Source organism: Gluconacetobacter sacchari (genome assembly GCF_014174255.1).
Lineage (GTDB): Bacteria > Pseudomonadota > Alphaproteobacteria > Acetobacterales > Acetobacteraceae > Gluconacetobacter > Gluconacetobacter sacchari.
The window spans coordinates 47,160-68,436 of the sequence record NZ_JABEQJ010000027.1 but is presented as its reverse complement, the minus strand read 5'-3'; the positions used below and the strand labels follow the sequence as shown (position 1 = coordinate 68,436).

Annotated in this window: 16 protein-coding genes and 1 pseudogene; 7 read left to right on the top strand and 10 right to left on the bottom strand. The window is 65.0% G+C overall.

Going from position 1 to position 21,277, the window contains the following annotated elements; translation table 11 throughout:
* Positions 1-126: 126 nt before the first annotated feature.
* A complete protein-coding gene (locus tag HLH48_RS17505) occupies positions 127-1,518 on the bottom strand; it encodes a purine-cytosine permease family protein (protein WP_182998773.1) in 1,392 nt (463 codons plus the stop codon).
* A gap of 322 nt (positions 1,519-1,840) precedes the next feature.
* Here HLH48_RS17505 and HLH48_RS17500 point away from each other — a divergent pair, with 322 nt between their 5' ends.
* Positions 1,841-2,254 (top strand): RidA family protein, encoded by a 414-nt coding sequence (locus tag HLH48_RS17500; protein WP_182998763.1) that lies wholly within the window; start codon positions 1,841-1,843, stop codon positions 2,252-2,254.
* Positions 2,255-2,286: 32 nt separating this feature from the next.
* On the opposite strand, the gene HLH48_RS17495 is transcribed toward HLH48_RS17500, so the two are convergent.
* The 3 genes from HLH48_RS17495 to HLH48_RS17485 are packed head-to-tail and all read right to left on the bottom strand — an operon-like array spanning position 2,287 to position 5,366.
* Complete coding sequence (locus HLH48_RS17495) at positions 2,287-2,964, bottom strand: DUF1028 domain-containing protein (protein ID WP_182998762.1); 678 nt, start codon at positions 2,962-2,964, stop codon at positions 2,287-2,289.
* A gap of 24 nt (positions 2,965-2,988) precedes the next feature.
* Positions 2,989-4,131, bottom strand: coding sequence for an acetylornithine deacetylase (argE, locus tag HLH48_RS17490; protein ID WP_182998761.1), 1,143 nt, complete (start codon positions 4,129-4,131; stop codon positions 2,989-2,991).
* Positions 4,128-5,366 (bottom strand): flavin-containing monooxygenase, encoded by a 1,239-nt coding sequence (locus tag HLH48_RS17485; RefSeq protein WP_182998760.1) that lies wholly within the window; start codon positions 5,364-5,366, stop codon positions 4,128-4,130. Before HLH48_RS17485 ends, argE begins: the two co-directional genes overlap by 4 nt.
* A gap of 264 nt (positions 5,367-5,630) precedes the next feature.
* Between HLH48_RS17485 and HLH48_RS17480 the strand changes: the two genes are divergently transcribed.
* On the top strand, positions 5,631-6,362 hold the full coding sequence (locus HLH48_RS17480; RefSeq protein WP_182998759.1) for a class II aldolase and adducin N-terminal domain-containing protein: 732 nt from the start codon (positions 5,631-5,633) through the stop codon (positions 6,360-6,362).
* Positions 6,363-6,391: 29 nt separating this feature from the next.
* Positions 6,392-7,327, top strand: a complete 936-nt coding sequence (locus HLH48_RS17475) for a LysR family transcriptional regulator (protein WP_182998758.1) — start codon at positions 6,392-6,394, stop codon at positions 7,325-7,327.
* 156 nt (positions 7,328-7,483) lie between these two features.
* Here the strand turns inward: HLH48_RS17475 and HLH48_RS17470 are convergent, their stop codons facing one another.
* Positions 7,484-11,122: a chemotaxis protein CheB gene (locus HLH48_RS17470; protein WP_182998757.1), complete on the bottom strand. Its 3,639-nt coding sequence runs from the start codon at positions 11,120-11,122 to the stop codon at positions 7,484-7,486.
* Positions 11,123-11,370: 248 nt separating this feature from the next.
* On the opposite strand from HLH48_RS17470, the gene HLH48_RS23335 reads away from it, so the two are divergent.
* The 3 genes from HLH48_RS23335 to HLH48_RS17460 all read left to right on the top strand — a co-directional run bounded on the left by HLH48_RS23335 (position 11,371) and on the right by HLH48_RS17460 (position 14,440).
* Positions 11,371-11,532, top strand: a complete 162-nt coding sequence (locus HLH48_RS23335) for a hypothetical protein (RefSeq protein ID WP_246387443.1) — start codon at positions 11,371-11,373, stop codon at positions 11,530-11,532.
* A complete protein-coding gene (locus HLH48_RS23330; protein ID WP_264812498.1) occupies positions 11,529-11,885 on the top strand; it encodes a response regulator in 357 nt (118 codons plus the stop codon). The genes HLH48_RS23335 and HLH48_RS23330 overlap by 4 nt, the downstream gene beginning before the upstream one ends.
* A gap of 122 nt (positions 11,886-12,007) precedes the next feature.
* Positions 12,008-14,440, top strand: coding sequence for a TonB-dependent receptor (locus tag HLH48_RS17460; protein ID WP_408871465.1), 2,433 nt, complete (start codon positions 12,008-12,010; stop codon positions 14,438-14,440).
* A 55-nt stretch (positions 14,441-14,495) separates the two neighbouring features.
* Here the strand turns inward: HLH48_RS17460 and HLH48_RS23325 are convergent.
* The 3 genes and pseudogenes from HLH48_RS23325 to HLH48_RS17450 all read right to left on the bottom strand — a co-directional run.
* Positions 14,496-14,582 (bottom strand): annotated as a pseudogene (locus HLH48_RS23325) (IS5/IS1182 family transposase); the annotation flags it as partial.
* A gap of 5 nt (positions 14,583-14,587) precedes the next feature.
* Positions 14,588-15,292: a 2OG-Fe(II) oxygenase gene (locus HLH48_RS17455; protein ID WP_182998755.1), complete on the bottom strand. Its 705-nt coding sequence runs from the start codon at positions 15,290-15,292 to the stop codon at positions 14,588-14,590.
* A gap of 295 nt (positions 15,293-15,587) precedes the next feature.
* Positions 15,588-16,037, bottom strand: coding sequence for a winged helix-turn-helix transcriptional regulator (locus HLH48_RS17450; RefSeq protein WP_182998754.1), 450 nt, complete (start codon positions 16,035-16,037; stop codon positions 15,588-15,590).
* 120 nt (positions 16,038-16,157) lie between these two features.
* On the opposite strand from HLH48_RS17450, the gene HLH48_RS17445 reads away from it, so the two are divergent.
* Positions 16,158-17,345 carry an MFS transporter gene (locus HLH48_RS17445; protein WP_182998753.1) on the top strand — a complete coding sequence of 396 codons (1,188 nt, stop codon included), beginning with the start codon at positions 16,158-16,160 and terminating at the stop codon, positions 17,343-17,345.
* Positions 17,346-17,382: 37 nt separating this feature from the next.
* On the opposite strand, the gene HLH48_RS17440 is transcribed toward HLH48_RS17445, so the two are convergent.
* Both HLH48_RS17440 and HLH48_RS17435 read right to left on the bottom strand, forming a co-directional pair.
* Entirely contained in the window at positions 17,383-19,530 is a 2,148-nt protein-coding gene (locus tag HLH48_RS17440) for a TonB-dependent receptor (protein WP_264812242.1), read from the bottom strand.
* A gap of 234 nt (positions 19,531-19,764) precedes the next feature.
* On the bottom strand, positions 19,765-21,138 hold the full coding sequence (locus tag HLH48_RS17435) for an Nramp family divalent metal transporter (RefSeq protein WP_182998752.1): 1,374 nt from the start codon (positions 21,136-21,138) through the stop codon (positions 19,765-19,767).
* Positions 21,139-21,277: the final 139 nt, after the last annotated feature.

Sequence of the window (21,277 nt, the reverse complement as noted above, 5' to 3'; positions counted from 1 at the left end):
AATCGGCCCGATGCTCCCCAACCATACGGACCGCACGCTCCCGCACCTCAGGCGAAAATCTCTGGCTCATCGTGTTCATCATAGCTCCTTCTCACAGATAGGAGCCTCCGGGAAACACGGGACGCTTCACCTCACTCCGTGACGGGGGATCAATCGGGGATTGAAGCGCCGCGTCATGGCGATATAGAGCGGCGGGGTCAGGATCAGGCTGACGACCCAGGACAGATCGACGCCGCCCAGCGCCCGCGCCACCTGACCGGTGTAAAGCGCGGTCGACAGGAAGGGCGCCTGCACCAGGATGCCGATGACGTAGCAGACCAGCGCGGGAGCATTGTAAAGGCCATAGCGTCCGCCATCGCGCTTGAAGAACGAGGCAACATCATAGTCCCCGTGATGCAGCAGATAGTAATCCGTCAGGTTGATGGCAGTCCACGGGATCATCACCGACATCAGCAATTCAAGGAATTCACTATAGGTAATCATGAAGCTGTCGGCCATCAAGGTAGCCATGGCGAAGGCGAGCACCAGCAGGGCTACAGTGACGGCCACACGCGACGTTCGGCCGTAATGACGGTCCGGCGTAAAAGTCTGCGCTACGGTCAACGAGGACAGCGTCCCACAATAAACGTTCATGGCATTGGCGACGGCAATGCCGAGCGACAGCGCCACCAGCACGGCCACAGCCCACGGACCCAACAGCCTCGTCAAGGTGCCGACAATCCCGTGCCCGGTCGCCAGAAGCCCCACCGCTGCCCCCAGCCCCATGGGCAGCATCGACCCCAGAACGGATCCGGAAAAGCAACAGATGAAAGCCCGTCTTTCCCCCGCCGGCCCAGATGGCAGATAGCGCGAGGCATCCGAGACATAGGGCGCATAGGCGATCTGCCACAGCGCAGCCGTGGAAAGTGTGCGCAGGATACCGGTCCAGTGGATGGGGCCAGACGCCAGCAAAGGCAGTTCGCCGCCATGCAGCACCAGAACCCGCCAGATACAGAAGATCACGGCGATACCGCAGAGCAGCGTCATGACCTGCGCCGAAACATGGATCATCCGGTAGCCAAGAATGGCAGGCAGGATGGACAGCGTCTGGATAACGAGGATGGCGGGCAAGCGGCCCAAGCCAGGCAAGATGCTCTGCAATCCCTCGGCCCCCAGGACGAGGTTGGATGCCGCGAAGCCCACATACATCAAGACGATGACAGCCGTGACCGGCACCGCCCCCATCAGGCCGAACTGCCCACGTGTCTGTACCATCTGCGGCACACCAAGCCGTGGTCCCTGCGCCGCGTGCAGTGCCATGAAGATCGCACCGATCAGGTTCCCCACCAGCAATGCCAGCACTGCGGGTAGCAACGGCTGGCCGAACACCGTCGTGGATAGCGCCCCGGTCACGATTGTCAGCATCATCAGGTTCGAGCCGAACCAGACGGTGAACAGGTCGCGCGGACGGCCATGGCGTCGTACGGCAGGGATCGGGTAGATTGTTTCCGCTTCCGGAGAACCGAGTGAATCGATCATTGCTTCTCCCTGTCCGTCATCACGCCAGACCGACGGCACCGGAACGATCTTGATCCGCATCAAATTATGCGACGTTATCCTGCCACCGAACAGTCCGTCCCGCTACGATGTATTTCCCTATGCCCTGCATAGGGAAAATTTACTAAATCCGCGCTGTCATTGCGATATCATCATATCTATACGAGATCGTCCGTCTGGACTCGTTTCCTACGCCCAGCCGATGCAAGATATTTTTTTGGCCGCAGGAACCTTCGCTTTCCAGGCCATATCGATACAAGCCAATGGGGGCCGACGCGCCCCGATCAGGAAGTGAGGTCAGCCCATGCCGGTCCATAAACGCATCCGTCCCTTCAATACGAAGGAAACCTATCCCGAGCAGGATCTGGACAATGATCTGTGCCAGGCGGTCGTGGCCGGCAATACAGTCTATCTGCGCGGCCAAGTTCCCCAGGATCTCGACACGCGCGAAAACGTGGCGGTCGGCGACCCGGCCGGACAGGCCCACAAGGTCATGCAGAACGTCCTGTTGCTTTTGCAGGAAGCGGGATCGGCGCCCGCGCATATCTGCAAGGTCACCGTCTACCTGACCGATATCCGGCATCGGGAAGTCACCTATCGCGTCCTGGGCCAGTATATGAAAGGCGTCTTTCCGGTATTTACCGGCTTGGTCGTCGTCGCCCTGGCTCGTCCGGAATGGCTCATCGAAGTCGACGTCATCGCCGTTCTGCCAGACTGACGCAACGAGACGTAAGCGGCGTGACACTATGATCATTCGTCTCCGGGTACGCCGTAGGACGGTGCCGAAAGCGGATTGAGGCAGCGCGTGACGTAATCGTCCATCTGCGGCTGCCAAAGAGCCCAGAGTCCGGTCAGGCTGGCAATCGGCGCATCGTCCCAATCGACGCGCAGGTCGGCCAGGGGCCAACTCTGGCGATCAACCACCAGCATGCCAGCGGATCGCACCGCGCCGGCCTCGCCGCCGGCTTCCAACCCCGCGCGCAAGGCGCGTACCAGACGCTCGCCAAGCGGCAGGGTCGGGTCGGAGGCATGAAAATTTTCCACCATCGCCTCGGGCACCGTCTCGTTGGCCAGCAGATTCCCCGCCGATGCCACGTTTTGCCGCATCGCCGTCGCATGGCACCCCAACGTGCGCGCACCGGACCAGACGGCGGCAGCACCGTGACGATCCATGACCGCGAGCTGCCGGAATTCCGCAAATGCATTGCCACGGACCAGGATATCACGGCATTCGGCGGCAGCGGCGCCCCGCTCCATCAAGTCGAGGCCGAGCGGACCGAGCCGTGGATCGGTCACGTTCTGCGATGCCACTACCCCGACCCCCGCCCTGGCGAAGGCGCAACGACTGGCCACCGCAGGGGAGGATGACGACACGGCGATGCCGAACTGGCCCGTCCGCACACATCGGGCGATGAGGGAAAAAGTCATCAGAAGCACTCTCCTCGGCACACATCAATAACAGAGCCGGTCTAGGATTCCTTCGAGAAACCTGTCGCCCTGCGCCAGTTCCTGAATGGTGATATATTCATCTGCCTTGTGCGCCCTGCTGATCGAGCCCGGTCCGCAGACGATGCAGGGCAGACCGAGTACCTGCGCGAACAGACCGGCTTCCGTGCCGAAATCGATCACGCCGGGATTGTTCCGTCCAGCTTCGCGCAGGCCGAGCAAACCGATCTCGGTCTCGGCGCTGCTGTCCAGCCCCGGATAGGCATTGGCGACCTCGATACGGATCACGCCCTGGCCCGCCTCGGCCTTCACACGCCGCGCCGCCTCGTCCAGCCAAGCCAGACAGGCAGATCCGTCCTGGCCCGGAAGCAGCCGCATTTCGGCCGTTACCACGCAATGGTCGGGCACGATGTTCAGCGCCGTTCCGCCCTCGATCAATCCCGCCTGGACGGTGGAGAAGGGTACCGCGAACCGCGCGTCGCGCGGTTCGGTCAGGCGGATATGGTCCTGCAACTGCGTAAGCTGGTCGACCATGCGGGCGGCAAGGACGATGGCATTGGTCCCCAGGAACGGATTGGCGGAATGCGCGGCTTCGCCCTGACAGACGATCCGGAAGGCGATCTTGCCCTTGTGCGCGACCGCTACCTCCATTTCCGTCGGTTCGCCGACGATGCAGCCCATGGCCTGTACCCCGCCATCAACCTGCAATGCCGCCAACAGCGATCGAACGCCAAGGCAACCCAGTTCCTCATCATAGGAAATCGCCAGGTGCAGCGGGCGCAGCAGCGGCCGGGCAGCGGCCTTGCCGGCAGCCGTCAGCATACACGCCAGGAAACCCTTCATATCGCTGGTGCCCCGGCCGTGCAGCCGGTCCTGCCGCCTTGTCAGCACAAACGGGTCGGAAGACCAAGCCTGGCCGGCCACGGGCACGACGTCCGAGTGCGCGGACAGGACGATGCCGCTCGGCGCATCAGGCCCGATCGACGCGAACAAACTGAACGCGCCCGGTCTGTCACCGGGAATACGGCGGACGCGCGCGCCGCCCGCGACAAGATGTGACGCGATCCAGTCGATCATCCGTTCGTTCGACTGGCCACAGACGCTCGGGAACGCGACGAGACGGTCGAGAATGGCCTGTGTATCGGTCATCCTGCTCCTCGCGCACGCGCCGCGATCTGGCCGGCCAGAGCATCGGCGTCGTGCCAGACCCCCCAGATGAATGGCGAGGCCCGACGCGTCAACCAGGCCAACCCGAGGAAATAGAGCCCGGGTTCCTCGGACACACCCTTGCGATGGCGCGGAATGCCCCGTGCGTCGAAGATATCGGCCTTGATCCAGCCGAAATCCAGCACATAGCCGGTCGCCCAGATCACCGAGGCGATCTGGGCCTTTTTCAAGTCCAGGGCCGGGAGCGGGTCGGTGACACAGGCCGGATCGGGCCCGATGATACGCGCCTCGGGCTCTTCGGGAAGATCCAGCCCCTCTTTTTCCACGTAGGCGTCCGCCGCGTCGAGCATCGCGAGATAATTGGCGTCTCCCTGGTCGATATGCGCCTTGAGATCCGGCGTGAAATGCAGCACGCCATCGCAAAAGGACTTCGTCATGCCGACCAGGGTCATGCCGTCCGCCGCCAGACGGCGGAAATCGACCGTGTGGCCGCCCCGGGCTCCGCTGACGGCGATGGTGACGTGCTCGGTCGCCGGACTGCGGCTCTCCATGTCCCACATCCCCAGCACGCCGAGCCACCAGACGAAATCGCGGCCGCGATAGCGGCGTGGGGGCCGGTCATGAGGCCCGACCGACAGCCATACGGGGCGCCCCGCGCGCCGCAATTCGTCGGCAATCTGCGCGCCGGAGGACCCCGCGCCGATGACCAGCACGCCGCCCTCGGGCAACTGAGATGGGTTTTGGTAGGTGCTGGAATGGATCTGCATCACCCCGGCATCCGGCGGGATGATGGGAGGGAAGACCGGCTTCTGGAATGGTCCGGTGGCGACGACCACGTTCGTCGCCTCGATCACGCCCTCCGACGTCGTGGCCACGAAACCCGATCCGTCCGCGTTCCGACGCAGCGACAGGACTTCGACCCCGCAGCGGATCGGTGCCGCGATCTGCCGCGCATAGGCTTCGAAATAAGCGACGATGTCCCCGCGCGGCGCGAAGCCGTCCGGATCGACCCCCGCAAAGAGCATGTTGGGAAACCTGTCATGCCAGGCCGGCCCGTTGGCCACCAGCGAATCCCATCGTTCGGACCGCCAGCGCTCGGCGATCCGCTTCCGTTCGATCACCAGGTGCGAGAGGCCTCGCCTGCCCAGATGCTCGCTCATGGCCAGGCCGGCCTGCCCGGCACCGATCACGAGCGTGTCGATCCTTTCAGACGCCATTCCGGATGCCCTTTTTCGACTGCGCCGAAACCGATGCCGGCTCCAAAAAGATGTCCGTTTTTATATGGAAACAAGACAATTCACTAAACAATCTTTTTGATCATCGCTGCTTAGCTTTTCCCGACGCATGCGCGCCCGGGGCGCTTCGGACACCGGAACGGCAATGAAAAACCTTGGGAAGGCTTCAAAAAACGATCTTTGCGCAAAAGACCAAACATCCTTACGCTACCGCATTATCAGAAGATCGATCTTGCGGAGGCCTGCTTGAGCCACGACATCGAACAGGCCATGCGGGTGGATCTCGCGGCCGCTTTCCGCATCTCGGCTCGCCTGGGACTGCACGAGGCCGTCGCCAACCATTTCAGCGCCGCGATTTCCGATGACGGCACGCGCTTCCTGATCAACCCCAAATGGCGGCATTTCTCCACGATCCGCGCCAGCGAACTGGTGCTGGTGGACACGAACCAGCCGGGCGACGCGCAGAGCCGTGACCTGGATCCGACCGCGTGGGCCATTCACGGCCAGTTGCACCGGCGCAATCCACGGGCACGGGTGGCGCTGCACCTGCATCCGGTTCATGCGACGGCGATCGCCACCCTACAGGATCCGGTGATTCCCCCCATCGAGCAGAACACCGCCCGCTATTTCAGACGAATCGTGGTCGACCGCCATTATGGCGGCATGGCCGACAGCGATGCCGAAGGCGCGCGGCTCGCGGGGTTGATGGGTGACCGGACACGCTTGATGATGGGCAATCACGGCGTCATGGTCGTCGCCTCCAGCGTCGGCGAAGCCTTCGACGACATGTACACCCTGGAACGCGCCTGCCAGATCCTGGTCGCCGCCTATTCGACCGGCCGGCCGCTCTCGGTCCTGGCCGACGACGTGGCGGAGAAGACCGCCAGGGATTGGGAAAAGATCACCGATTTCTCCATCCGCCATTTTGAGGAAATGAAACTGATCCTTGACCGGGAAGAGCCCGGCTACAGAGACTGAGCGGCCAGCGATGATATAGAAAATACAGCATGCGTTATACCCTCCGCCAGCTTGAATATTTCGTCGCGGCCGGCGAGGCCGGGTCGATCAGGCATGCCTCGGAGAAATTGTCGATCTCTCAACCATCCATCTCCACCGCGATCGGCCATCTGGAGCAGGAACTCGGCGTACAGCTTTTCATCCGCCATCATGCGCAGGGTCTCTCACTGACGCCTGCGGGACGCCGGCTGGTCCTGGATGCCAAGCGGGTGATCCAGATGGCCGAGGGCCTTTATACCGCCGCTTCCGAGGTCACGGACCAGGTGCGGGGCCGATTGAACGTCGGTGCCATGGTCACGCTGGCGCCGCTGATCATGCCGGAGCTGGCGCATGGCTTCATGTCCAGCTATCCGGCCACGGAAATCCGGCAGTTCGAGGCCGATCACGAGCAGCTCATGGACCGGCTGAAGCGGGCCGAGATCGATATCGCCATCACCTACGACCTTCAGATCCCCGACGGCATCAGCTTCCTGCCCCTTGCCAGCCTGCCCCCGCATATCCTGGTCAGCGAGGCCCATCCTTTCGCGGGGCGCGAGGCCGTGGCGCTGCGCGAACTCGCGGACGAGCCGCTGATCCTGCTGGACCTGCCGCTGAGCCGCGAATATTTCCTCGCGCTCTTCTTCCGCGAGGGGCTGGAGCCGAAGATGTATTCCCGCTCCGCGCACCAGGAGGTGGTGCGGACCATGGTCGCCAACGGCTATGGCTATACGCTGGCCAATGTCCGGCCGCGTTCGGACCTGGCGCTGGACGGGCGGCGCGTCGTCCGGGTCCGGCTGGCGGGTGACCATCGCCCGATGGTGGTCGGCATCGCGACGCTGGACAACGCCCGGAAATCGCGCCTGCTCGAACGGTTCGAAGAGCGGTGCAGAGCCTCGATGTCCGACACGTCCCTGCCGGGCATGGCCCCACCCGATCTTCGCGACTGAACGCTATCCCCAGGTCTTCTGGATCTGGAGCGCCTTGCTGGCGCGGGCCCGGACGGGGTGGCGGCTGGGGGGGGGTGCGCGGGGGGAACGGGGCGGCGGCCATGGGGGCGGAGGCGGCCGCGAGGGCGGACATGGAGGCGGGGGCGGTGGATGGCATCACTGACGCGGCGCGCCCGATGACAGCAGGCCCCGCACCGCCTGGAGCAGCGCGAACGCCTCGACCGGCTTGTTGAGCCGCACGCAGGGATGTTGCGCGATCTCGCGCAGGGTCGCGTTGGAGATATCGCCGGTCAGGATGATCGACCGGACCGGGCGCCGCGCCAGCGTCGTGACCTGCGTGATCGTGTCGATGCCGCTCATGCCGTCGGGAAGATTGTAGTCGGCCAGCACGATGTCGGGGCCCAGGCCGGCCCGGCGCACCGTCGCCAGCGCCGCGCGGCCGTCGGGGACCGCGGTGACACGGTGCCCCTCGGCCCGCAGGACCTGCGCGAGCAGGGCGCGCACGTCCGGGTCGTCTTCCACGATCAGGATGTTCACCGCCGGCGCGGGCGCGGCCTCGGCGCCGTCACCCTGCCTCGGCGCGGGCGCAGAGAGCATCGGGTCCGTCGCGCGCGGGACCGCGATGGAAAAGACCGATCCCTTGCCCACATGCGAGCGGACCCGCACGGGATGGCCCAGCAGGTCGCCCAGGCGCCGGACGATGGACAGGCCGAGCCCCAGCCCCCGCTCATGCGCGCGGGCCGCGTTGCCGAGCTGATGATATTCCTCGAAAATCGACTGGAACTCGCCGGCCGGAATGCCGATGCCGGTGTCCCAGACCTCGATGCGCAGATTGCCCGCCTCCCGGCGGCAGCCGACCAGCACGCCGCCGCTTTCGGTATATTTCAGCGCGTTGGCGATCAGGTTGCGCAGCATCTGGCCCAGCAATCGCGGATCGCTGCGCACGAACGCGCTGCTGGGCGACACCCGCAGGCGCAGGTGGCGGATCAGCGCCAGGTCGGTCAGTTCGGCGCGCAGGCTGGCGAGCAGGTCGTTGACGGGGAAGACCGCGACCGAGACGGGTATCGTTCCGGTTTCGATCTGGTTTATGTCCAGCAGCGCATTGAGCATGCCCGACATCGTGCTGACCGTCTCGTGAAGACGCGCCACCAGCAGGGCGGCCTTTTCGCCGGTCACGGTTCTTTTCAGCAAGCCCTGGATCAGCATCAATGATTGCAGCGGCTGGCGCAGATCGTGGCTGGCGGCGGCGAGGAAACGGGATTTCGCCAGATCCGCCAGTTCCGCCGCCCGCCGGGCGGCCTCCAGCGCGTCGGCCGTGCGCTTGCGCGCTGTAATATCATCGAAGGTGATGACGACGCCCTCGATTCCGTTTTCCGCCGTGCGATAGGGCAGCACGCGGCGGCGATACCAGGTCGCGGTGTCGGCGGTTTCGGTCTCCTGCTCCAGCACCTGTCCGGTGATGATGACGGAGCGCGCGTCGTCGAACAAAGTATTGTCCGGCGCCAGGGAGCGCAGGTCGGCCAGCGGGCGGCCGATATCGGTCGGGATCACGCTGAAGATCGACTTCGTGGCCGGCGTGAAGAAGCGGATGCGCAATTCGGTGTCGAGAACGATCGTGGCGACCTCCGTGCTGTTCAGGACGTTCTGCAAATCGTTCGCGGTCGTGCGCTGGCGTTCCAGCGTTTCCTGCAACTGGCTGTTCAGCGCCGTCAGTTCCTCGTTGAGCGATTGCAGCTCTTCCGTCGAGGTCAGCAGGTCCTCGTTGGTCGTTTGGTATTCCTCGCTGGTGGATTTGGCGACTTCGTCGCTCGTCTTCTGCTCTTCGCCGACGATTTCGAGATCGCGGAGCGCCGCCTGAAGCTCGGCCCGCGTCGCGGCGAGTTCCTGCTCCAGCGCCGCGACGCGCTGGCTGTCCGACGACCCGCCCGGATGGGCGCGCGCGTCGACGCGCCGCGTTTCGACGAAGCAGACCACCAGCAGGGATTCGCCCGCGCCCTCGACCGGCTGGATGTCGAACGCCAGGCTGAACGGGTTGCCGTCGCGCGTGCCGCCGCCGCCGGAGGCCGTGACCCGCCTGCCCTGGCGGCGGGCCTGCACGATCGCCGAGCGCAGGCGGGCGCGCATCGCGGGCAGCACCATCGCCAGGATATGCCGCGACGCGGCGCCGGACGGCACCCGCAGATAGCGTTCGGTCGGGCCCAGCGCATAGACGCATTCGTCATTGCGGTCGACCAGGACCGTCGCCGGGGCGTGGACGTCCATGATCACGGCCCGGCAGAGATCGGCCAGCGCCGACTGGCGCGCGCGCGCCGCCGCCCCGATGGCGCGCATCGGCGGCCGGGCGCCCTTGCCGCCGCCGATCGCGAAATCCAGATCGCCCGGCCGCGCCCGCCCGAGATGGCGATAGAGGCGGGCGGCCTTCGAGATCAGCGCGAAGCGCGTATCTTCCTCGGCGATGCGCTCGGCGCTGCCCAGCAGCAGCACGCCGCCCTCGCGCAGGGCGAAATGAAACAGCGAGACGATGCGCGCCTGTGCCTCGGGCCGCAGATAGATCAGCAGGTTGCGGCAGGAGATGAGGTCGATCCGCGAAAAGGGCAGGTCGGCGAGGACGTCCTGCACCGTGAACAGCACGATGCCGCGCAACGCGGGCACCACGCGCCAGTTCCGGTTTTCCTTGACGAAGAAGCGGGCCAGCCGCTCGGGCGGGAGCGTGCGCACCGCCTCTTCCGAATAGACGCCCTCTCGCGCGATGGCGATGGCATCGGCATCGATGTCGGAGGCGATGACCTGCACGCCCGTCGCGCGGCCGGCAATGGCCAGGGCCTCGGTGAACAGTATCGCCAGCGAATAGGCTTCCTCGCCCGTGCTGCATCCGGCGACCCAGATCCGGATCGGCTGGTCGACCCTGTGATCGGCGATCAGGTCGGGGATCGTCGTCCGGGCCAGCAGGTCGAACACCGCCGGGTCGCGAAAGAAGCCGGTGACGTTGATCAGCAGATCATGCATCAGCAGATCGCATTCCTGCGGGTCGCGATGCAGCAGGACGAGATAGCGCGCCGGATCGCCGCCCGTCTGCGGCGCCATGGCGATCCGCCGCTCGATGCGTCTTTGCAGCGTCCCGGCCTTGTAGAGCTTGAAATCATGCGCGCCGCGCGTGCGCAGGAACGCGAGGATGGAGGTGAGCCATTCGGCGCCGCCGTCGCGGGCCGCCGACAGCGGCCCGGCTCGGCCGGCCAGGACCGCCGGGATCTCGGCGACCGGAGAGACCACGTCGACCCAGCCCGTGTCGATCGCGCTGCGCGGCATGCCGTCGAACGCCGCCTCGGCCGGGTCCTGCGCGACGACGAACCCGCCATGGGCCTTGACCTGCTCGATGCCGCCCGCGCCGTCATGGCCCGTGCCGGACAGGATGACGGCGACCGCGCGCGGCCCGTAATCGCGGGCCAGGGACCGCAGCAGGAAATCGAACGGCAGGCGCGCGCCGTGCTGGGCCAGCGGTTCGGACAGATGGAGCGCGCCGTCGGCCACCGAGAGATAGACCCCGGGCGGAATGAGATAGAGATGGCCCGGCGCGATGATCATGTTGTCTTCCGCCTGGCGCACCGCTAGATTGGTGTGACCGGATAGCAGCGATGCCATGAGGCTTTCATGCGTCGGGTCCAGGTGCTGGATCAGAATCAGAGCCAGGTCCTTGCCATCATGCAGGGCGGCGAGGAACTTTCGGCACGCATCCAGTCCACCGGACGACGCGCCGAGCCCGACGACCGTGAATTCGGATTTTTCGGGTTTGTCCAAGGGTATCACATCCATTCTCCCTTCGACTGCCCCCACTGGTCTGCCATTCGGCACGCACGATCGCAGCCTAGCATGCGAAACCGGCACCAGTGAGGCGACCGCCGAAAAAATCGAATCGTGATCGATCGCGATATTTTCGGCATCCGATGGAACTCTGGCCGAGGCCCGTTCCATCGGGCCTGGCGCAACGGGCGCGCGTCGCCGGATGGTGAGCGGCATCCGGACAGTCTTCATAGTGGAGCGAGATCATGAGTCCCCCCTGTTCGCCGGCCGATCGTCCGGCCTGTTCCAGCCGCATCGTGCGCCCGATGCTTCGCAACCCCGCCGTGTACGACATGATGTTGCCGGCCGGGTCGCGGACCGGCCATGCGCGCCGCGACGGCCGGTGCGCGCGGGATGCCGTGCGGTGAAGAGCTTGCGTATCCTGCTGGTGGAAGACGAGACGTTGATCGCCATGCTGCTGACGGAACTGCTGGAAGGGCTCGGCCATCGTGTCGGCGAAATTGAATCCACGCAATCCGGCGCGGTGCGCGCGGCGGCGCGGGAACGCCCGGACCTGATGATTATCGATGCACATTTGCGCGAGGGCAGCGGTGTCGCGGCGGTACAGGAGATTCTGCGCGGGGGATTCGTGCCGCATATCTTCATCAGCGGCGACCCGCTGCGCGATCGGGTCCTGCATCGGTCGGCGATCGTCATGGAGAAGCCGTTCGACGATACCGACCTGCTCGCCGCGATCGACCGGGCGATGGCGGCGGGCTGAAGGAGGCGCCCGTGCTGGCGCGTTGCATTGCGCCGGTCGAATCACACCTCCTATAGAGAGGGTTTTGCGGCGCGCGGGTGCCGCCTGGGAGGCTGGTGGTTGGCGTGATGAAGCATGCGGGGATGGGCCTGGCGCAGGCCGCCGGATCGGTGGCGGGCCGTGCGCGATGCAACTGGCTGCTGGTCGGCGTTTCGCTGTGCGCGCTCGCCGTGCATTCGGGCGCCGCGTGGGCGCAGGCGGCCCCGGCGCCGGCCGGGACGCCGGAGGCCGCCGGGCCGGCGCGGCACCCTGCCCCGCCGGCGCCGAAGACGGAAACGATCCGGGTGATCGGGGATGCCGACCAGGTGCCGGGCCGTCATCCGGGCGGCGGGCTGATCCGTGCCGGGCAGGGCGACAGGTCGGTCAGCACGGTGGACCAGGACTATATCAGCCGCCAGCCGCCCACCGCCACGGCCTTCCAGCTTGTCTCGGTCCTGCCCGGGGCCAATGTCTCGACCTCCGATCCGTTCGGCTTCTCGCCCGCCACCGACATCAGCGTGCGGGGCCTGGGCAATGACGCGCTGGGCTATGTGCTGGAGGGGATGCCGCTGAACGATGTCGCCTATTATTCGGGCTATCCGTCGCAATTCGCCGACAGCGAGAATTATGACAGCGTGTCGCTCGCCCAGGGGGCGGCGGACCTGGACAGCCCGGTGCTGAATGCCGCCGGGGGGCTGATGAGCCTGGCTTTCCGCGACCCCGCGCGCAAGGCCGGCGGCTATGCCGGCGTGTCCTATGGGTCGTACGACACCAACCGCGCGTTCGTGCGGCTCGATACCGGCGCGATCGGCAGGAGCGGCGTGCGCGGCTTCGTCTCGTACTCCCATGGCGCGACCGACAACTGGCGCGGGCCGGGGCGCGACACGCGCCAGCATGTCGATTTCAAGTTCGTGAAAGACTGGGGCGCGGGCAGCCATGCCGCCATCCTGGGATCGTGGAACCAGACGGACACCAGCCATTACCCGCAGCCCACGCTGGCATCGTGGAAGCAGGATGGCATCGGCGGCGCCAACAACCTGGCCGCGCGCTATGACGTGACCGACGCGCAGGGCGGCACCGACTACTGGCGCCTGTGGCGGGACCCGGAGCGGACGCTTTATGTGGGCGCGCCGGTGCATCTGCGCCTGACCGGGCGCCTGTCGCTGGATGTCACGCCCTATGCCCAGTTCGCCTACGGCAATTTCCCGGCCGGGTCGACCCTGCCGGAAAGCGGGCTGTATGACGGCACGCGGCCCGTGGGCCAGGACCTGACGCTGCCCGGCGCGGTGGATGGGGTGGCGGTGGTGCGCGCCAACTATACCCAGCGCAGCTATCGCTCCGGCTTCAACAGCGCGCTGCATTATCGCTGGAAATGGAACGATTTCGTCCTGGGCTACTGGTACGATTATACCGACGACACCGAGCAGGACAGTTTCACGCCCGTCGGCGGCAACGGCCATGCGGCCGATATCTGGGCGGTGCGGAACAGCGACACGATTCTGCTGGCGGATGGCAGCCAGTTTCTGGCCGGCAACCAGCACACCATCTCGCAGGCCAATGCGCTGTTCCTGGGCGACCATATCGCGCTGCTGCATGACCGGCTGACGATCGATGCCGGGTTCAAGGCGGTGATGCTGACGCGCGACGGCGTGAACGCCATGCCGGGGCCGCAATATCGCGCGGACGGGAATTATTTCGAGCCGCTGCCCCGGTTCGGCCTGCGCTGGCGGGTGGACCGGCGCCATCAGATCTTCCTGAATGCCACCACCAATTTCCGCGCGCCGGCCAGCAGCGCGTTCTATAACGAATACGACCCGACCTCCGGCCTGGCGTACCAGCGGGGGGTGTCGGACACGCGGCCGGAATATTCGATTTCGGAAGAACTCGGCTATCGTTATGACGGGCGATGGATCGTCGGCAGCCTGACGCTGTTCAACTATAATTTCACCAACCGGCAGGTGGCGACCGAGATCAGCGTCAACAATTCGCTGGTCCAGTCCACGATCAATGCCGGCGGCCAGACCTCGCGCGGGGTGGATGTGGAGATCGGCACCCGGCCGTGGCATCATTTCAGCCCCTATGTATCGGGCGAATATCTGCATGCGACGATCGACAACGATATCGCGGCCGATGGCGACGTGCTGCCGACGCGCGGCAAGACCGCCGTGCGCAGCCCCACTTTGCAGGCCGCCGCCGGGTTGAGCTATGATGACGGGCATCTGTTCGGCGTCGCGACGGTGAAATATGTCGGCCACCAGTATGCGAGCTTCATGAATGACGAGCGGCTGTCGGACCATGCGACCGGGGACCTGGCCTTCGGCTATCGCTTTTCGGATGTCTCGCGGCTGCACGCCCCGACCTTGCGGATGAACTTCGTCAATATCACCGACGCGCATTTCCTGTCGGGCGTCGCCAGCCCGACCCTGAATGCCGCCGACACCACCGGCCGCCATGGCACGGTGATCGGCGGCAGCGCGCCGGTCTATTATATCGGCGGCGGGTTCGCGGCGCTGTTTACCGCGTCGACCGGGTTTTGAGGGAGGAGAAAACACGGCGGCTGCTGTGTCATCTCTTCTTCCCCGCGTGACGCGCGGGCGTGTCCTCGGCCATATGCGCCTTCGAGCCGCGCCTGGGCCTGGCGCCGTCATAACCGGCACGCGTGCCGCTTTTCGGCGTGGAGCAGGTCAGGCGGCATCGTGGAAGATGAGCCCCAGCGTGTGACGGAGCCCGGTCCGGACGCGGCTGACGCCGTGGCGCATCGTCACGCGGCAGCTGCCGCGCGAGCCTGTTCCTGGCCTCTGGCTGACGGCGAACAGCACGCCGTCGCCCTGTCCGAGGGGCACGATTTCGGCGCGGGTCTGCATGCGGGGGCGCTGTTCCGTCAGGACGAATTCGCCGCCCGTGAAATCCGTCTCGGGGCATGACAGCAGGATGGCGAGCTGGATCGGAAAGACATGGTGCCCGTACAGATCCTGATGCAGGCGGTTATGGTCGCCTGGTCCGTATCGCAGCAGCAGCGGTGTGGGGCGCGCCTGCCCCGCCGCGTGACAGCGGGCGAGGAAGGTCCGGTGATCCGGGGGGAAGTGGGCCGGCAGCCCCATGCGGTCCATCCAGCGGTTCGCGGTGGGGACGAGACGCGGATAGATGGCCTCGCGCAAGGCCGCGACCATGGGGGGCAGGGGATAGGAGAAATATCGGTATTCTCCACGTCCGAAACCATGCCGCGCCATGACGACATGGCTGCGGAATCCTGCCTCCTCGGCGTACAGGGCCGCAAGGGACCGGCATTCCGCCCTGTTCAGCAGGCCGGGGATCGTCGCCCAGCCGTCTTCATCCAGACGGCCGGATATCTCCGGCCAGTCCCGGGCGGCGACGCGTTCCGCGATCATGCGCCCCGGGCCCGTTCCAGCGATCTCGCGCCTGCCGCGCGGGGGATGGGGAGCGGGGGAAATGTCGGGACGGGCATGGTGATCTCCGGTCGATCGGCCGTTGGCCTGGAGCCTGTTCGGCCATGGGGGCCGTCGGGCCCCTTGCGACCGTAGGGGGGTGGCGATCAGCCGCCACTCCGACTCTTGCGATTATAATCGGATATATTCGGATTCTTCCGGACGGTACGGGCGTCGTGGCGCGTCTTGCGGATGCGCGTGGCGATGCCTGCATCCTGGACGCGCGCGCCGGCGGATTTCAGCATGACAGTTTTCGGACGACGGTGTCCCGCGCCCGCAGGGCCTTGCCGCCCGCCGAGCGGACGACCAGCGGCGCGAGAGGCTTGCCGCCGCTCCGCTCCACCAGCGCCGAATGCGGCTCGCCCGGTCTGTAGCAGAATGCCTCGCCCCATTGTCGGAGCGCCACGATCACCGGAAACAGCGCCTCGCCCTTTGGCGTCAGCACGTAGTCCTGCCAGGCGCTGCCGTCGGCTGCCGGCGTCATGGCGAGTACGCCCAGGGCGACGAGGCCGTGCAGGCGGCTGGCGAGGATGCCTTTCGATATCCCAAGGCTTTTCTGGAATTCTCCGAAGCGGCTGACGCCGTCGAACGCGTCACGCACGATCAGCAGCGACCACCAGTCGCCGATCCCATCCAGCGACCGGGCCACCGGGCAGGCCGCATCGCCGAGACTGACCCGCTTCACCATCGCTTATCCTCTCTTTCCATTTTCTTCTATTTTCCCGGCTTTCCGTCTGGTTCTAAAATAGAACTGGACTGGTTGGGGTGCAATAGGTTCTATTATCGAACCACACACGAGGTACGGACGATGCCGTCTCCTGCTTCCGCCGATCATAACCGGCCGCGTCCGCTGACCGGGCCGCTCATTTTCCTGCTGGCGACGGCCTGCGGGCTGAGCGTCGCGAATGTCTATTATGCCGCGCCCATGCTCGACGAGATCGCCTGCGACCTGGGTGTCGCGCCGGCCGTTGCCGGCACCTGCGTCGCGGCAACGCAGGTCGGATACGGGCTCGGCCTGATCGGGATCGTGCCGCTGGGCGATCTGGTCGCGCCCGGGCGGCTTGTCCTGGTTCAGGGTCTCGTCGCCGCCGGCGCGCTGGTGGGCGCCGGGCTGTCATCGGCCTGGTTGTGGCTGCTTGCCAGTCTTTTCCTGGTCGGTCTTTCGTCCGTTATCGTCCAGACGCTCGTGGCCTGCGCGGCCGGCTGGGCGCGGCCCGCCGAGCGGGGGCGCGTTGTCGGGCAGGTGACTGGCGGGGTGGTCATCGGCATTCTGTGCGCGCGGATCGTCGCCGGCGCGGTGACGGACATGATCGGCTGGCGGGCCGTCTATCTGGCGTCCGCCAGCCTGACCGCGATCATGGCCCTGACGCTGGCCCCTCTCCTGCCGCCCGGACGGCGCGATGCCATCCGGCTTTCCTATCCGGCCCTGGTGTTCTCGACCCTCGCGCTGTACCGCACCGACCCCGTCCTGCGGCGGCGGGGCGTGCTGGCGTTCCTGATCTTCGCGATGTTCAACGTGCTCTGGACGCCGTTTGTGCTGCCGCTCGGCGCGGCCCCGTTCTCGCTTTCGCATACCGAAATCGGGCTGTTCGGGCTGGCCGGCGTGGCGGGCGCGCTGGGAGCCGGACGGGCCGGAATCTGGGCCGATCGGGGACACGCGCGGCGGACCACCGTCCTGTGCTTCGTTCTGGCCCTGGTGGCGTGGAGCCTGATAGCCGCCCTGCCCTGCTCGCTCTGGTTTCTCATCGCCGGCGTCCTGTTGCTGGATTTCGCCATTCAGGCGATCCACGTCACCAGCCAGAGCCTGATCCTTGCCACGTCGTCGGAGGCGCGGACGCGGCTGGTCGGCGCCTATATGGTTCTCTATTCGCTTGGCAGCGCCTTCGGCGCCTTCGCCGCGACCCTGGCCTATGCCGATGGCGGCTGGACCGGCGTCTGCCTGCTCGGGGCGGGGCTTGGCCTTGCGGGCCTGACGCTGGCATGTCTGGAACGATAGGGCCGGGCGCGCCATGTTCTCGTGCCCGGCGGGGGCCTCAGAATTCCGAGACGAGAGCAAAGAACGTTCCGCGCCGCTGGCCGTACTGCGCCTGGTAGATGCCGACGCCGCTGCCGTCCCTCAACTGATACCTCTTGTCAAACAGGTTGACGACATCAGCCCGCACCTTGATGTCGTGTCCAAAAGGCACTTTCGTGAAGGTATGCTGGTAGCCGATGTTGAAGACATCGTATTCCGGCTCTTTCTCAAGGTTCGCAAAGCCGCGGCGCAGGCCATAACCATAGACGAAATCCACGTAGGCCATATCGTGTCTGCTGGTCCATGACGCACCCGCGGTCGCCGTATATTCGCCCTGATGATCAAGCTGGATGGCGTGAGTCTGGATATAGGCCAGTTCATCCGTCTCAAACTGGTACTGGGCGGAATTGATGTTGCGGGCCGCCGTCTTGACGAACGAGAAGTTGCCGAACACCGACCACGGTCCATGTTTCCACGAACTCCCGAACTCGGCGCCATAGACTTTTCCGCGCCTGTAGCTGAAGGGGGCGAGGATCACGGCACGACCGAACTGGCCGAGATCGGTGAGATCATGCGCCCATTTGGCGTAGGCATCGAGCGTGATCTGAAATTCGGGCGTGATGCGCTGGAGAATGCCCCCATCCACGTAGTTGGATTTCTCGACCTTCGTCGCCTCGTCGATCATGTTGGCGGCGGCATTGGTCGTGCCTGCAAATCGGGCCAGTGTGGACGGATAGACGTATTGGGGTGAAGGCGGCGCGAAATAGCGCGAATAGCCGATATGAAGCGTTGTGGTGCGTGTCGGCTTCCAGACCATGTTCGCACGTGGGCTCAACTGTCCCTCGTTGTCGAAGGAAGAGGCGAACCGGTCGTAGCGGATGCCGTAATTGAATGTCAGGTTATGGGTGATCTTGTATTCGTCCTGGATATAGGCCCCCGCCTCGACCGACCAATTGCCCGTATTGTCGATCAGGCGCACCGGCACATTCGAACTCTGGTTTCCTTGCTCATCGACGCGAAAGGCCAGCGTGTTGGTATCCAGCCGCTCGGACGTGTACTGCCCCAGCAGGCCGGCCCGCAAGGTATGGCGGGGCGCCACCTCGTACGACAGATCGAACTGCATGCCGCCGGTCGTGAAGTCGTTGACTTCATGCTCGGAAACACCCTGATAGATCAGGTCACGATCGCGATCCGGCGAATAGTCGATCCGGCCATAACGGAAATACGGGGACGCCTGGAAATTCAGCTTGTCCGTTGTGCGCTGATAGGACAGCACCGCGTAGTAATTCTGCTCCGTCTGGCTGTCATTCAGCTTCGCCCAGTTCATTGACGGGTCGTGCGGATTGACCCCCGCCACATCATAGATGGTCGTATAGTCCGGGCTGTTCGCATCGAACGTCTTGAACGAGTTGGGGATCTCGAAATCAGCGTAGGAGGCGCTGGTCAGCAGCGTCACCCGGCTTACATCGTCGATATGGTAGGAGAGATAGGAGAAGGCTTTCTCCTGCTCGGTTACGTCATGAATGGCCCGGAATGTGTTGCTTGGATTTTCAATGCCGATATTGTTGCGGGTGAACGACAGGGTGGTGAAATAGTCCAGCCTTCCATGCTGGCCGCCAAGCTGCACAGAAGGCACGAACGTGTTGTAGCTGCCGCCATAGAGCGAGACCTGATTGTGCTTGAGGCTGTCGCCGGTCTTGGTGGTCACGTCGACCACCCCGGCCGTGCGGAAGCCGAACTGCGCCGGCAGGGTGCCGGTCAGCAGATCCACCGACTGGATGATGCGCGTGTCCAGTTCCTGCCCGAAGCCGTTCAGCCCTTCGGGCAGCAGCACGCCGTTGACGCGGTAGGTCAGGCCCCCGTGCTCGCCACGCACATGGACCTCGCCGTAGCTATCGAGCACGACACCGGGTACGCGCAGGAGGATCTGGTTGAAGGCCGCGTTCTGGCCACCAGGCGTCACGTTGATCTGGTGCTGATCTATTCGGTAATCGACCGCGCCCAGACCTGGGAAGATGCGCGCGCGTTCCTGGTTCAGCCGTCCAATGACATTGATGTGCTCCGGGGCGCTTGCTGCGGCTTCGCTCCGAGCCGTCTTCGCGGCTTTCCTGTCGGGCTGCTGCCCGGAATCGCGGTTCGCCAATGCCGCAACAGGCCTGTCGGTCACAGCATCCCGTGGTTGAGCGGCGTCATCAGCGCGTGCCCCATCCACGCCGAAACACCCGAGCCCAACGGCCACGCAGGTGCAGAGCATGTTGCGCATCCTCGTTCGGAAGACACGACACTGACGCGTATGAGTCTTCCGGAAACGACTATGCTGATAAAGATAGCATATGCTATATTTTAAGGTGTGCATAACGGTGCGTTTCTCCTGCGAAGGGTGCCCCGAGGGCGATTAAACTCAGAAAATCGTGTCGAAGAGCAGCTTGAAGTTGAGAACCAGAATGACGGCCGCCACGATCCATGAGAGAGCGGCAAGCTTCCGGGAAATGACGAATTCGCCCATTTTCCGGCGGTCGGAGACGAACAGGGCCAGCGGGATGACGGCGAAAGGCAATTGCATCGACAGGATCACCTGACTGAACAGCAGCAATTGCCCGACGCCACTGCCGCCGTAGATCGCGGTCACCACGACAACCGGAACGATTGCCAGACCACGGGTCAGCAGACGTCGCGCCCAGTGTGGGATGCGAAGCCGCAAAAAGCCTTCCATGATGATCTGGCCGGCCAGCGTTCCGGTGATCGTCGAGTTGGTGCCGGCGGCAAGGAGCGCCACAGCAAATAATGTGGAGGCGATGCCCAGTCCCAGGATCGGGGACAGCAGGCGATAGGCATCCTCGATCTCCGCCACATCCTGATGCCCGGTGGTGTGAAAGGCCGCCGCTGCCACGATGAGAATGGCGGCGTTGATGAACAGGGCCAGCATCAGGGCGATGGTGCTGTCCCATGTCGCCCAGCGGATCGCCTCGCGCCGTCCGGCCGACGTGCGTTCGAAGGCGCGGGTCTGTACGATCGACGAGTGCAGGTAGAGGTTGTGAGGCATGACCGTCGCCCCGATGATGCCGATGGCAATGTACAGCATCCTGCTGTTGGTCACGATCTCGGGCGAAGGGAGAAAACCCTTCAAGATACCCGCCAGCGGCGGGGCGGCCGCCACGACCTGAACGGCGAAGCAGACGGCGATGATGCTCAAAAGCCCGATGATGAAGGCCTCCAGGTAGCGGAAGCCCCGGTTCATCAGGAACAGGACGATGAAGGCATCGAGCACCGAGATCACGGTGCCCGCCAGCAGAGGAATGCCGAAGAGCAGTTGAAGCGCCACGGCTGTACCGATGACCTCGGCCAGGTCACAGGCGATGATGGCCAGTTCGCAGGCCAGCCATAGCACGATGTTGACGACCGGAGGAAAATGGTCGCGGCAGGCCTGGGCAAGATCGCGACCGGTCGCGATGCCCAGCCGTGCCGACAGTGCCTGGAGCAGGATCGCCATCAGGTTCGACAGCATGATGACGGCAAGGAGAGTGTAGCCGAACTGCGCGCCGCCCTGGAGGTCGGTCGCCCAGTTGCCCGGGTCCATATAGCCGACCGAGACCATGTAGCCCGGCCCCGCGAAGGCCAGGAAGCGCCGGAACCAGGACGCGCCGGCGCCCGGCAGGCGGACGCTGGCGAAGACCTCCGGCAGGCTTTCGGCTTCGGCCTCCGTCGTTCGGGCAACGCGCCAGGCGTTCCGTTTCGGGACGGCGGACGACGCGGCGATGGACGGATCGGACGGCATGAACGCATGCTAGAGCGCCTGCCGATCGATATGCAATATGCTATATCTCATGAGGGCAGGTCATTTCGTCGGGAGCCTGGCCGGCGTTGCGGGGCGCGGCCGCCTGTCGGGCCCGCCTATGGGGCCCGCCTATGGGGGT

What these genes read in the sequence shown, in the direction of transcription:
- HLH48_RS17505 (WP_182998773.1), bottom strand. Translation starts at nt 1,518, where the DNA reads ATGATCGATTCACTCGGTTCTCCGGAAGCGGAAACAATCTACCCGATC.
- HLH48_RS17500 (WP_182998763.1), top strand. Translation starts at nt 1,841, where the DNA reads ATGCCGGTCCATAAACGCATCCGTCCCTTCAATACGAAGGAAACCTAT.
- HLH48_RS17495 (WP_182998762.1), bottom strand. Translation starts at nt 2,964, where the DNA reads ATGACTTTTTCCCTCATCGCCCGATGTGTGCGGACGGGCCAGTTCGGC.
- argE (WP_182998761.1), bottom strand. Translation starts at nt 4,131, where the DNA reads ATGACCGATACACAGGCCATTCTCGACCGTCTCGTCGCGTTCCCGAGC.
- HLH48_RS17485 (WP_182998760.1), bottom strand. Translation starts at nt 5,366, where the DNA reads ATGGCGTCTGAAAGGATCGACACGCTCGTGATCGGTGCCGGGCAGGCC.
- HLH48_RS17475 (WP_182998758.1), top strand. Translation starts at nt 6,392, where the DNA reads ATGCGTTATACCCTCCGCCAGCTTGAATATTTCGTCGCGGCCGGCGAG.
- HLH48_RS23335 (WP_246387443.1), top strand. Translation starts at nt 11,371, where the DNA reads ATGAGTCCCCCCTGTTCGCCGGCCGATCGTCCGGCCTGTTCCAGCCGC.
- HLH48_RS17460 (WP_408871465.1), top strand. Translation starts at nt 12,008, where the DNA reads ATGGGCCTGGCGCAGGCCGCCGGATCGGTGGCGGGCCGTGCGCGATGC.
- HLH48_RS17455 (WP_182998755.1), bottom strand. Translation starts at nt 15,292, where the DNA reads ATGATCGCGGAACGCGTCGCCGCCCGGGACTGGCCGGAGATATCCGGC.
- HLH48_RS17450 (WP_182998754.1), bottom strand. Translation starts at nt 16,037, where the DNA reads ATGGTGAAGCGGGTCAGTCTCGGCGATGCGGCCTGCCCGGTGGCCCGG.
- HLH48_RS17445 (WP_182998753.1), top strand. Translation starts at nt 16,158, where the DNA reads ATGCCGTCTCCTGCTTCCGCCGATCATAACCGGCCGCGTCCGCTGACC.
- HLH48_RS17435 (WP_182998752.1), bottom strand. Translation starts at nt 21,138, where the DNA reads ATGCCGTCCGATCCGTCCATCGCCGCGTCGTCCGCCGTCCCGAAACGG.